This is a genomic window from Streptomyces sp. SM1 (assembly GCF_002910825.1).
Lineage (GTDB): Bacteria > Actinomycetota > Actinomycetes > Streptomycetales > Streptomycetaceae > Streptomyces > Streptomyces okerensis.
In genome coordinates this window covers 1-12,355 of record NZ_NEUB01001026.1, presented here as the reverse complement: position 1 = coordinate 12,355, position 12,355 = coordinate 1, and the positions used below count along the sequence as shown (strand labels likewise).

At 65.5% G+C, this 12,355-nt stretch carries 11 protein-coding genes and 1 pseudogene; 5 read left to right on the top strand and 7 right to left on the bottom strand.

From position 1 onward, the window contains the following. The 5 genes from B9S61_RS37045 to B9S61_RS37020 all read right to left on the bottom strand — a co-directional run. Nucleotides 1-948 (bottom strand): IS3 family transposase (locus tag B9S61_RS37045; RefSeq protein ID WP_181007604.1); only part of this gene is annotated, 948 nt, incomplete at its 3' end. Then, a complete protein-coding gene (locus tag B9S61_RS37040; RefSeq protein WP_181007605.1) occupies nt 945-1,355 on the bottom strand; it encodes a transposase in 411 nt (136 codons plus the stop codon). The genes B9S61_RS37045 and B9S61_RS37040, both read right to left, overlap by 4 nt. A gap of 908 nt (nt 1,356-2,263) precedes the next feature. Beyond that, the gene (locus B9S61_RS37030; RefSeq protein ID WP_258040069.1) at nt 2,264-2,881 is read right to left on the bottom strand and encodes a transposase; all 618 of its coding nucleotides are present in this window, start codon (nt 2,879-2,881) and stop codon (nt 2,264-2,266) included. Nucleotides 2,882-3,062: 181 nt separating this feature from the next. Then, complete coding sequence (locus B9S61_RS37025) at nt 3,063-4,577, bottom strand: serine/threonine-protein kinase (RefSeq protein WP_181007706.1); 1,515 nt, start codon at nt 4,575-4,577, stop codon at nt 3,063-3,065. Nucleotides 4,578-5,052: 475 nt separating this feature from the next. Then, on the bottom strand, nt 5,053-6,663 hold the full coding sequence (locus B9S61_RS37020; RefSeq protein WP_258040068.1) for a hypothetical protein: 1,611 nt from the start codon (nt 6,661-6,663) through the stop codon (nt 5,053-5,055). Nucleotides 6,664-7,063: 400 nt separating this feature from the next. Between B9S61_RS37020 and B9S61_RS37015 the strand changes: the two genes are divergently transcribed. The 5 genes from B9S61_RS37015 to B9S61_RS40515 all read left to right on the top strand — a co-directional run bounded on the left by B9S61_RS37015 (nt 7,064) and on the right by B9S61_RS40515 (nt 10,893). Then, nucleotides 7,064-7,552, top strand: a complete 489-nt coding sequence (locus B9S61_RS37015) for a hypothetical protein (protein ID WP_103546081.1) — start codon at nt 7,064-7,066, stop codon at nt 7,550-7,552. Between the two features lie 170 nt (nt 7,553-7,722). Then, on the top strand, nt 7,723-8,517 hold the full coding sequence (locus B9S61_RS37010) for a TIGR04255 family protein (protein ID WP_103546080.1): 795 nt from the start codon (nt 7,723-7,725) through the stop codon (nt 8,515-8,517). Further along, nucleotides 8,507-9,148, top strand: coding sequence for a hypothetical protein (locus tag B9S61_RS37005; RefSeq protein ID WP_258040067.1), 642 nt, complete (start codon nt 8,507-8,509; stop codon nt 9,146-9,148). Before B9S61_RS37010 ends, B9S61_RS37005 begins: the two co-directional genes overlap by 11 nt. A gap of 3 nt (nt 9,149-9,151) precedes the next feature. Further along, a complete protein-coding gene (locus B9S61_RS37000) occupies nt 9,152-9,865 on the top strand; it encodes a hypothetical protein (protein WP_103546079.1) in 714 nt (237 codons plus the stop codon). Between the two features lie 68 nt (nt 9,866-9,933). Beyond that, the gene (locus B9S61_RS40515) at nt 9,934-10,893 is read left to right on the top strand and encodes a hypothetical protein (RefSeq protein ID WP_146065042.1); all 960 of its coding nucleotides are present in this window, start codon (nt 9,934-9,936) and stop codon (nt 10,891-10,893) included. Nucleotides 10,894-11,213: 320 nt separating this feature from the next. Here B9S61_RS40515 and B9S61_RS36985 read toward each other — a convergent pair. Both B9S61_RS36985 and B9S61_RS41850 read right to left on the bottom strand, forming a co-directional pair. After that, nucleotides 11,214-11,654: pseudogene (locus B9S61_RS36985) on the bottom strand (transposase); the annotation flags it as partial. A 463-nt stretch (nt 11,655-12,117) separates the two neighbouring features. Beyond that, on the bottom strand, nt 12,118-12,355 hold a 238-nt coding region (locus B9S61_RS41850), incomplete at its 5' end, for a hypothetical protein (protein WP_219819950.1).

Below are 12,355 nucleotides of genomic sequence, written 5' to 3'. Positions count from 1 at the left end.
CATCTCGCGGAGCTGGTCGGCGAGCCCGAAGTGCACGTCGAATGGGGCGTGCATCGCTATCCCGGAGTGTCGGTGGGCGAGGTTGTACCAGTCGAAGAAGCCGGTGCACCAGGTGCGGGCGTCCTCGATGCAGCCGAACCGGTCGGGGAAATCGTGCCGGTACTTCAAGGTTTTGTACTGACTTTCCGAGTACGGGTTGTCATTCGACGTTTTCGGTCTCGAATGGGACTTGGTGACGCCCATATTGCTGAGCATCTGCGCGACGTTGTGGGCGATCATCGGCGATCCCCGGTCGGAGTGGATCGTCAGCTTCCCTTGCTCAACGGGGTACTTGGTGATGGTGGAGGACAGGAACTGCTCGGCGAGGTCCTTGTTCTCGGATGCGGCGATCATCCAGCCGACGGTGTAGCGGCTGTAGATGTCGATGATCGTGTAGAGGCAGAAATAGCTTCCCCGATACGGGCCCTTCAGCTTCGTGATGTCCCACGACCACACCCGATTCGGAGCGGTCGCGATCAACTCAGGCTTCTTGCGGGGCGGATGCGTGGCCTGCCGACGGCGCTCGCGGACCTCGCCGTGTCGGCGCAGGATCCGGTACATCGTCGCCTCCGAACACAGATAGGTGCCCCGGTCCAGCAGCACCGCGTAGATCTCGGCCGGTGCCATGTCGACGAACTCGGCCGACCGCAACACCGCCAGGACCTCCGCCTCCTCAGCCTCGCTCAGGGCCCGCGGATGGCGCTTGCGCTCCAGCGTCGGCTTCACCGGCGGCGGGGACGTGCGGTGGTGGCGGTACCAGGTCGCCCGGCTCACGCCGAGCGCGGCGCATGCCTTGACCCGGCCGACCAGGAGGGACAGCTTGCCCAGGGCAACCGTGCGGGCCGCCTCGAAGGCCGACTCGCCCTCGCCGACGGGCACGCCAGCGGACGCCGCTTCCGCCAAGGTCACTTGCTCTCGCCGTTGTTCGTCGTGGCGCTGTCCGTGGCGAACTGGTCGAGCAGCGCGGAGAGTTTTGACTGCACCTCGATGACGGTGCGTGCCTTGCCCAGCTCGGCTCCCAGCTTGGCGTTTTCGGACTTGAGCCGGGCGATCTCCTTGTCCCGCGGATCGGTCTTCGGCCGACCCGCCGATGCGGCGAGCGCCGCCTCGGCACCCTTGTCCCGCTGCTGACGCCAGGTTGTGATCAGCGACGAATATAGGCCCTCGCGCCGCAGCAAGGCGCCCTTGGCCTGCTTGTCGATCCCTTCGTACTCGGCCAAGATCCGCGCCTTGTACGCCGCCGAGTACCGGCGATGACCGGCCGCGCGGGGTGTCACCTGCGGATCCGGGGTCCCGTGGTCGTTGGTGCTGGCCACTACGAGCACTACTCCCTCTCCGCCCTCGACTCAATGAATCATCCAGTATGCCTGCCTCGTCCTACGTTGCCAGAGAGGGTAAGTGTGGCTGTAAAGGCGAGAGCCGCCCGGCTGAGTGCTGCGGGATACGAGGCGTGGTCACGCCGGGCGCGTGACCTGGGCGCAGACGAGGACAACCACAGCAGGGCCGCCGCCTCCTCCTCCTCCTCCGGCAATCCAGATCTTTGGATGGCGGGTGCTTTGCTGGCGTGCAGGGCTGGTGCGGCGTCATGGAACCAATGATCCGCAGGAAGGCCGGGTTCGGTTACCGGGGATTGCCCGCTAGGGCGGGCTGGCCGAAGGCGCAGTGCACGGCTCGCCTGGTGCGATGTGGCCTCGGCAGTCTGTCGATGGAACAACTCTCCCTGGCCGTGCGCTAAGGAAGGTTCTGGCTGGTTGGGTGGGGTGCGAAGGGTGCTGGGACTTGGCCGTGGGACTTGAGAGCGCGAACGAGGCGTGTCGGTTGACGCGTGTGTCGCTTCTTGGTGGCGATGCGATAAGTGTCGTGAGGTGTAGCGCATTTGGGCATATGGCGACGGCCGGCCCCTGATGGGGAGCCGGCCGTTGATGGCCTTCCGGCAACGTAGCCGGGTCGGTGGTGGCCACGACCAGCCGGCAGGGTGAGTCGGGTCCGTAGCCGCCCAGGCGGGCATCGGCGGCCCACCAGGTCTCGGTGTGCCCGTCGCGGAAGTGACGCTCCACAAGCGTCCAGTCGCCCGGATGCTTGGCGTCGCGCCAGGTCAGGGCGTGGCTGGCATCGATGGGGCTGTGCGGCTGGTCGGCCAGGGCCCAGGTGCCGCGGTGCGGTTTGAGGGCCACCACGTAGGCCAGCTGGCCTCGCGCAGTGCGAGGTACCAGTCATCGCTGACTCAAGTAGGCGCAGTCGGCGACACCGCCCGGCAGCCGAAGCCCGCCGCCTTCCCGCGGGCCGCGAGGGCAGCGGCCAGCTGCGGTTTCGTACGGAAGGCCGGATCGGACCGGCCGCGGGCAAAGTGGTGAGCGGGGGTGTAGGGAGTCGCATGCAGCGGGTAGTACACGCGGCTGCCGGTCCACACCGTGGTCACCGTGACGATGCCGTTGTCCGTCTTGCCCAACCGGCCCAGCCACTGCCGGCCCACGTGCGCGGTCGCCGTGCCGTCCTTGCGGTCCCCGGAGTCGTCGATCACGATGACCCCGTCGTCGTGCGGGGCGGTCGCCGGCTGCTCGCGTAGCAGCTCAAGCCGCCGGTCGTTGATCAGCTCGGCCTCCCACGGCGATTCGGACAGGAAGAACTGCAGCCGCTGTACCCCCGGCGTCCCCGCACCGGCCACCGGTTCTGCCCCTGCCAGACAGGTGATCGTCTTGTTCCGCTCCCGTGGCGCCAGCAGCCCGGTCAGGTACTCACGAAAGCCCAGCCGCTGGGCCAGGCCGAAGAAGAGGTCGTCGAACCGGGCCGTGTACTCCTCCAACGGCCCCGGCGCGGGCGGACACGGACGGCGAGCGGTCATCTTCAGCCCTCAGCAAGCCAATTGACTCCTACCACCGACCTACGACCAACCCGGCCTGCAGTCAACCCACACCATCACCGGATTTAACGAACTACCGGTAACCGGGCGGATCGAGGCAGCCACCGGGGTCAGGCCGATCCGCCCAAGTTAGTCGATCATGCTCGCGCCTGTCCGTCGGTCGTCAGTCGTCGTCGGAATCGATGAAAGTACCGAGACCGCTTCGCAGCACGGGATGCAGGGTTCGGATTACCGCACTGCCCACAGTCCACTCGATGAACGGTTGTCCAGCCATGCGGAGTCCTTCGAGAGCGGCGACCGCGTCCTCGGGCGTTCGGATCTTCTGTAGAACATCGACGGCAACATCACGCACATGCCAACGATTATGTTTAGTGCCCAGATGGGCAAGCCCGCGGACGGCCTCTCGGAGAATGATCGCATCACCCGTGGTTACGACAGCACGGCGAGCAAAATCCGCAAGGATGTCGCACATTCCGAAATCAAAGGACCCCTCCAGGCAACTCGCGAACGCCTGGAAGATGCCGGTGAAGCCTGCGGGGTTCTGCTGCCACCACCACTCCACTGAATCCGACGGCAGGGCGCTAAGGGCCCAGGAAAATTCCCCCATGTCCTCGTCGTCACTGAAGTCCAGCTCGTCTGCCCAGCGAACGAACTCGTCGAGGGCGGCTTCATCCACGACACGACCGGCCTTGAGGCGGGGGCGCAGGCGTCCCGCCTTCTCCTCGGCGGTTTCCCATCGCCCGGTCGGCGCCGGGGCGACCGCCGATTCGATGGCCGCCAGCAACTCGGTCGCACTGGCATGGCGCTGGCTGCGATCCTGGGAGATCGCACGCTGGATCACGCCCCGCAGCGGTCCGGCCGGCACGACGTCGTCCACCGGGGTGCCACCCGTCAGAAGCGCCTGCATGATCTTGCCTGCGGAATAGATGTCCGCGCGCTCATCAACATGCTTGGCATCCCTCCACTGCTCAGGGGCAACATAAAATCGGGTTCCAAAGCCGTCGAAGGTGGAGGTGAGGAGACCACTCTCCTCCACTACTCGCGCGAGCCCGAAATCAGCAATAGCCCAAACCCCATCAGGAGTTCGCAGCACATTCCCCGGCTTCAGATCGCGATGAAGAATCCCTTGACTGTGAATATATGCAAGTCCGGCGCAGATGTCCCGCATCACGGCAGCCACGTCCTCGGCCTTCATGACGCTGCCGACTTCGTCGGAGAGGACGCCTCGGGCTAGCGGCATTGCATACCACAGGCCCAGGTCTTCATCTTTCCCGCTCGCCAGCAGCTTCATGACGTTTGCATGGCCGAACGTGGACATCAGGCGGAGTTCCCGCTCGAACCGAGCAACAGTCTCCACGTCGAGTGCATGCGTCTGCTGCAGGACCTTTACGGCCACCTGATCGTCATCACCCGCCTCAAGGTCTCGCGCGCCGAACACGACGGCGAACCCGCCGCCATCGATCTCTGCCCCGAGTTCGAATCGGCGCCCGACCGAACGAGGCTGCCCAACGGGGGCGGGGCGCCCCGCCCCACGCCTCAGACCACTGCTTCCCCACCGCCGGATGATGTCCAGATCCCAGATGTCGCCAGCACTGAGGGAGGCCACCGGGGCCGGGAAATCGTCGCTCTGACGGAGCTTGGCGACCTGCTGTCGACTGACTCCGAGCTCAGCCGCCACTTCCGAGACTCCGCCGATACGACGGAACGGCCTAATATTAGTTGTCATGAGGTCAACCATACATCAATGGTTGACCTCACGTCGCCTATTGCCTCGATGCCTGCGACAGTCGACCTCCTGCGACAGCTTGACAGTTCACATAACCAAGGACTCGACGTACGGGCGCTTCTGCGCACCGATAGACGGGTGTTTCGGAGGTCACTGGGTGTTTTACCCATGGGCCAATGGGGTGATCGACAGGTTTGGTCCCCCCCGGGGCCTGGTGAGCTCGCATCAAGCGACGCGTGGCTCCAGCTGACGGTCGACGCCCCCTGCCCGGCGTTGTGCAGGCGAACTCCGGGCACCGGCACCTACCTCCCTGCGCCGCTCTTGGCCGAGGCATTCGCGGAGTTCCAATACCCGACTCCACCGTTACACCTTCACCCGGACACGCACGCGGCCGTTATTGGTAGCGGGGAGCGCTTGGACGTTCCGCTCACCATCGCCGCATGAATGATCCTTCGCCCTGTCCCCTTACGGACAGGGCGGAGGCGTCGCCCTGATCAGGGCGCTTTGCGACCTCCTCTTCGTGCGGTACCCATCGACCCTTGCTGTCGAACGGCCAGGGATGGGTGTAGAGATCAACCTGAAAGAGTGCGCGCAGAGCCTCACGGCTGGCTGGGGGATCCGGCGGAGTCACCAGCTGCGCGCACAGTGGATCAATCCGGTCTGCGTACGCCTCAGCCCACTGCAGCCACTCCAGCTCCTCCGCCGCAGCGGACGCGCCGTCGGCTCTCGTGCGGGCCGCGCGGCAGAAGGCGCGGATCTCGGCGGCCCGATGCCGTGCCTCCATCTGCTCGACCAGGACTTTCTCTCGATGCCGCTCAACTTGCCGCTCCCGTGCCTGCGCAACAGCCGCGTACCAGCGGCGTCGCTGCTCGGCCTTGCGGAGTTCCTCTTCCCGCAGCTGTCGTTCGGCCGCCTCGGCACGTTGTTCGAGATCGTGCAGAAGGTGCCCCAGGCGGTACTCCAGCGTCCACCGTGCGCTGTCCCTGTGGGTGTACGAATGCTGGTACCAGCTTTTGGCGGGCGCACCGAGTTCGAGGCGTCCGTTGAACTCGTGGTCGTACTTGGGGATACGCGTCCAAGGATTGCGTAGTTGTTGGCGGATCTCCTGAGCGGTCGGCTCGTGTGGCACCTTGGTCGTCTGCTCTGTGATCGCGAGCGGGAGCGCGTGTCCGCGGATGACGATGACCATCTGGTGTTCGGCTTGGCCGCGATGGAGATCGGTCCGGGTCTCCACCTGGTAGCCGCGGCTTTCCGCCTCGGTAAGGAGCGCGTGCATGATCCGCAGGGCACGGTCGGCTTGCTCCCGCGACACGTGCAGAGGGATGACCTCGGGCGTCCCGCGGGTGTCGACTACGGTTTTGGACCTGCCGAGGGCCTTGCACGTGGCACGGACGAGCTGGTGGGGACGGCCCAGCACGTCGGGGACGTCGATGGTCGGTACCGGCGGCGGTTGCGCAGCTCTCTCGGCTTCCTCGTCGACCAACGTGAAGACGCAGTCGCCACGCTGCCGTCCTGTCCAGCGCAGCTTGAGCTCTCCTGGCACGTGATCGTGATGGAGCGCGTCGTAGAAGGCCGCCCGCCACCGCCCCCGGGTCTGCGGGCCCGGATCAGGGACGGTGAGCTTCCAGATAGTCGCGGACTGCAGTCGAGCGATCAGCTCGGCTCCGTCGGTAGGAGCGCGCTCGGCCTGTTCGGCATCACCGGCCAAGCGCTCCTTCTCGGCTTGGACCTCCTTGGGATGCTTGCCGTGTTTGAGGAAGTAGCGGCCGTCCGACGTCACCACTGCGACGTGCCCGCTACCGCGCCAGTTCCGCTTGATCAGCCCGCGCTGCTCAAGGGCCCAAGCCGTGTTCGAACTCTTGGGAGCGATGGGCACGGCACTGGGCGCTGCACCGATCTGGCGGAGCATGGCAGCCTGCTGTTCAGTCAGCGTGTACTTCACGAGCTTCGGCTCCACCTCGACGAGCTGCGGGCAGACCGCCAAGGTAGGGCCGATGGATAGGCTCGGAACGCTTCCCGTCGCCCGTTCGGGTTCCACCACCCGAACCTGGTCGTGTTGAGGTCAGCCCATGGTGTAGGTGGCTTGCCGGGCTCAATCCGTCGAACAGCGTGCCGGGGCTGCTCGTTGGGCTCGGATCGTACGGCGGCAGGTTCTTGCGTTGGCACCAGCACCCCGCCGAGGTGCGGAAACACAGTCTTCACCAACTCCCCACACTGACCGAGTATCGCACCATCCGTGACGGAGCGTCACCGGCGCACGTAAGCATGACCGGCTTCACGGAAATCTTGGAAGAGCCAGGATTCACCCGTCGCCGACAGCGGGGCCTTTGCATGCCAACAGCGAACCCGCCGGTAGCGCAACCGTGCAGCCCCCACGCGAGTCGTACCCGTACACACCAGGCGCCGCTCATCAGCGCCGCACCATCCCTGGGGGGACTGTGAAGACCCGCACCACCCTGTACGCCACTGCACTCGCCGCCACTATGCTGCTGCTGGCCAGCTGCTCCGACTCCAACGACAGCGCCGCCCCCGCCGCCACGACATCCGCCCCGGCCTCCACGACCGCCGAGGAGCCTGTCTACACCGCTGAGGACTGCAAGGAACTCCTCGAGAAGAACTACGCCGAGGGCAACGTCCACGACGCTTCCGACGAGGCACAGTGCGTGGACCTCAGCAACGACGAGTACGTCGCCGCCGCCTCCGACGTCATCGCTGGCCACAAGGACGACATCCTGGCTGACGCCGCCAACGAGGTGGCCTACGACGCAGCGTGGGACTCCATTGACGTGGACACGCAGCAGCTCATCTGTGACACCATGATTGAAGAGGGTCCTGAGCCGGTGGCCGGCCTACTCGACATCACGAGCGAAGACCCGAACATCGACACCGCCGAGATGACGCAGTACCTGTTCGACACGAAGTACTGACCGGGCCCCGTCACAGCGGGGCTCTACCAGCCAGGTCCTCGACGAAGGCCAGGGACCGACCCCGCCCGCGAACAGCGCATTCACTCCGCATCGCACAGGTGAAACACAGGGTTGGAAACGGTTGTACTTGCGGTTGTCGTTTTGGTTTCTACTCGGGTAGTTTGGTTGACATGGGGCACCGTGAGATCTATCCGAATCCGCCGCTGGCGCTCGCGGTCATCGAGCTACGGCATACCGCCACGCCAGCGTTGACCGAGTCCGATCAGGCTGGACTCAAGTCCTTCCTCTCGGAGAGGTTCCCGCTCGCCCGCCCGGCACCCGGCCAGATGGCCGTCACCGTCACGCCCGCAGGCGTCACAAACGAGCAGAGCCCGCCGAGTCCGCGCTATATGACCCGCGACAACACGGCGGCGGTCACCTTCCGCCCCGAAGCGATCGCGGTGGAGACCACGAAGTACGTGCGGCGAAGCGTCTTGAAGGAGGTTCTTCGCCTGGCGGTGGAGGCGCGGCGCAAGGTAACCGAGGTCGATGGCGTGACACGCATCGGCGTCCGCTACATCAATGAGATCCGCGCCAGCATCGACGAACCGGCCGACTGGTCCCAGTGGATCAGCCCGGCACTCACAAGCGTCGCCTCTTTGCAGGGCAGCGACATCGGCGCTGCTCAGTCGTGGCAGGGGATGGCCGTCTTCGGGGACGCCCGAGAAGGCATCGTCCTACGCCACGGAAACCTGGAGGGCTACGCCGTTAACCCAGCTGGGGACCTGCGCCGTCCCACGCCTCCGCCGGGTCCGTTCTACCTCATCGACCTTGACAGCTACTGGGCCCCCGATGGGGAGGTCCCCACCCTCGACTGGAGCAACATCGAACCTCGCTACGACCAAGCTGCGCTAAGCGCGTACGGATTGTTCGAGCAGACGATCACCGACAAGTACCGTACGGAGGTTCTACGCCGTGACCAGTAACGTCCGACGCCCCATCACCACCGCGCCGACTTCATCCCTCGTTCAGCCAGACGAGCCCACCACCACGGTCGCCACCCAGCTCGACGAGCTGGCTGAGACGGCGGGGTCGCTCCGCAGCACCACCAAGTTCATGGCGGAGGACACCAGCGCCCTCCACCAGAAGGTCCAGTTCACCTCCTGGCAGCACCGTACGACCGAACGAGGACGCCTTGCCCCCAAGACGCTCCTCGAGGAGATCGGTGACCTCGGGTTCGCCTGGCGCGACGTCGCACGCATGATCGGAGTTAGCGTGCCAGCCGTACAGAAGTGGCGCAGGTCAGGCGGTGTCACGGGAGAGAACCGGCGCAGGCTCGCCAGCCTTCTGGCGCTGTGTGACGAGATCACCGACCGATATGGCATCCAGGAAGTGGCCTCCTGGTTCGAGATGCCCATTTCCGCTCACGCCCCGGTGACCCCAATCGACTTGTACGCAGAGGGACAATCCACCCTCGTGCTGGACCATGCCTGGGGCTGCGACAGCGAAGAGATCCTGACTGCCTACGACCCGAACTGGCGTGACCGGTTCCGCTCGGACTTCGAGGTCTACCTCGACACCGACGGGGAGATGTCCATCCGCCCCAAGGAAGCGTGATTCGTGGCGCACAACATGGACAAGCCCACAGATCCGGCAGACCTGTACCGGGCTTTCGGCGACGACGTGAACCCGGCGCGGCCTGTACTGACTGGGGACGTCTTCGAGGCCGTCGAGGTCACCAACCTCGACGGCACCTCGACCCCCCGCACCGTGATACTCCTCGACCACCCGTGCTCGCTGCGAGGCGAAGACGGTTTGAACCTCGCCCCTCGGCTCGTCACCGCCGAAGTACGCCCCACCACGCAGGGAAGCTGGCGCCAGGGCAACTACAACCGAATGTTCCTGCCGCCTCCGTTCCCGCTGGCCGACGGCAAGGCCAACCCCTGCGCCGCGTTCTTCGACTCCAGCTACCACGTCACGCCGGAACAGCTCGCGGCTGGACGCCGGATCGCGTGTCTGAGCACCGTCGGCATCAACATCATGCTTCAGCGACGCGTCAAGCACTTCAGCCGTGTCACGGTGCCCACGATGGACTTCCTCGACGCCAACCTCGGAGTCTTCGAGGAAGCGGACTTGATCGAGGACTGGTGTCTGCTCCGCGAAGACGACGACGTGAAGACAGATGAGGCCGTCGCCGAGTGCGTCGCGTGGCTGCGGGAGGATATTGGGGGACGCCGGCGACAGGACCTGCTGAAGGATCCTCAGCAGCGAAGCACGGTTCGCCAGCAGCTGCGAGAAAGGCGCCGAGAACTCCGCGCAGCCCGCCGCCCATAACCGAGGGGAAATTGCCTCGGACTCAGCGACCTCGACGACTGCTCGACGATGTTCGGAGGGACAACGCGATGAGCAGCAATGACCAAGCTCAGGACGGGACGGCGATCGAGAGCGCGGTCGGTGAGCTGACCAAGGCGAGCGCTCGCCTATCTGAAGCTCAGGCACGGGTCAGCTCCGCTCAGGGAGAAGTGCGGCAGGCAAGCGACGCTGTTCTGGGCCAGCTCCGACGCCTTCGCCGGGAGTCCAATCACGAGATCGGTGCGGGCCTTCTGAACGTTGTACGACACCTCTACTGGCACCAAACGAGCATCCAGTCACGTGACATTGCAGAGGCCGCGGGCTTCGGAGTTGGAAACAAGGGCATCCACGGGATGCTTGCAGCCATAGGCCCGATCATGTCGGGCATCCTCTGCACCGGCTGTGGCGCCGAACTGGTCTGCACGAGCCGCTCATGGGTGCCTGGCAGCCCACCACGCTGTCCGACTTGTGTGAGCGAGGAGAACGAAGAACGCAACCGCCGTAGCCGCCTGTTGTCCAAGAGGGCACGGGCTATCGGATCGGCCTTGGTCGCGGAACGCGTTCGCGATTGGCGCGCGATCACCACACTCATCCTCGCCTACCCTCCAGCAGCTAATGGAGTGATCCGCGGCAGCCAGGACGATCATCAGCTGGGAGTCTGGAGCAACTGGGAGAAGGCGCAGACGCTTCACAATGCCCTGTTGCAACTCGGCGCCGGAGATGACGAGTCCTTCGGCGTTCCGGCCGCTGTGGCTAGAGATCTGGTCGCCACAGGCTTTCAGAGTGCGGGTTGGGATAGCGAACGGACTCGCCAACTGCTGGACCCCATCACCGCGGAAGCGGCACATGCCATCCTGACCCGCGCTAAGCGAGACCTCGACACGGCAGTAGAAGCCGCCGTTGCGCAAGCCCGGGAACGCTACCGCGACGGATCAGAGGCCGAGCCAGCCGCCGTCTGGCCCTGGGACAACGATTCGCTCTATCTATGGCACCAGATGATCAACGACTGAGGCCTAATCGTCGGACACCAGCCGCACGAATTGGGGGCAGTCGACAGCGTGCCACTCACGTACCAAGATCTCGCCCTCAACTCGGACGACCTCGGCGTGCCATGGCAGGCAGTCGTTACAGGGCCACACCTCGTATGAGGAACCGTCGTCCTGGAACGCTCGCAGGTCGACAGAACCAATCGGGGCAGAGTAGGTCACATTCGGCTTGTGCTCGTCTGCGCTCACGACACCAGTATCAGCAACGAGCCAGGGCGCCGTGTGGTGAAGTAGGTCAGTTACCAGACGTGCGCGTACCGCGCCGAGGGTCAGCTCCCCGCCGGTCATGTGCTGCGCCAGGCCGCAGTGGTGGCCCCGGTCAGCCGGCGCAGTATCACCGCGGTCATCGCCCAGTACACCCGCGACTCCGAACTGGGCGGCAGGTGCTCGTAATCGCGCACCAGCCTGCGGCGCAGCATCCAGATCCCGTAGGTGCGCTCCACGATCCACCGCTTGGGGATGGGCACGAACCCGGTCTGCGCCGGGTTGCGCTCGACGATCTCCACCTCGATGCCCACCTTCTGACCGTGCGCGACGACGGCGTTCTTGAAACCCTGGTCGACCAGCGCTTTCTGAACGGTGTCGGTGTCGGCGGCGACCTTGTCCAGCAGCGCGATGCCGACGGCGTTGTCGTGCACCGACGCGGCGAGCACCACCACCGCGATCACCAGGCCCAACACGTCAACGGCCAGGCCGCGCTTGCGGGCCGGTTCTGCGTCGGCTGGACGTCGCGGGGATCGTCGACGGGCTGCGGCCGCCGGATTCGCGGGCGGACCTGACGCACGGCCAGGTGATCGAGGTACTGGTGGCGAAAGAACTGACCGCTCCCGCGCCGCTGTTCCGCGTCAGGGCTGGCCATACTCGTGTGAGGCCGTCAAGGGTCTTGGTGGAGGCCGATGCGTGTCCCGGCTGGTGCATTGACGGGTCTCATCGGTGTCCTGCTCGGGGCTTCGGCGATCAGCGGCGTTGTCGCGTCCGGCCGGTGGCAGCAAAATGTCTCCTCAGGGACACCGCCGGAACTCGAAGATGTCCATGGCGAGACGCCGCTGCGATTTTGGCACCACATCTGACTCGCCGCGAGCTGTGCGAAGACCGCCGCTCAGTATTGATGGCGTTGTGTGACCTTGTACACCGCGAGTCGTGCAGGATCGGCCCGGCCTCAGCGCAGACGATGTCCTCGTCGTCCAGTCATATCCCGGTGTGCCGGCCCTCGGGCCACCATCGGGTGTGGCTCGGCCCACGGCGTCGTGCGCGGTAGCGCGGGACGGCGCAGATCTCATGGGCCGAACGGCGGGCGAGGAGCGCCCGTGAGTCGGTCTGGTGGAGGGGCCTTTCGAGGATGGGCGGCGTGCGGCGGAGCCGGTGCGCGTGCTCAAGATCAGTCAGGAGCTGGGCGAGGTCGCGGAGGCCCTTCACGGCGCGGCGG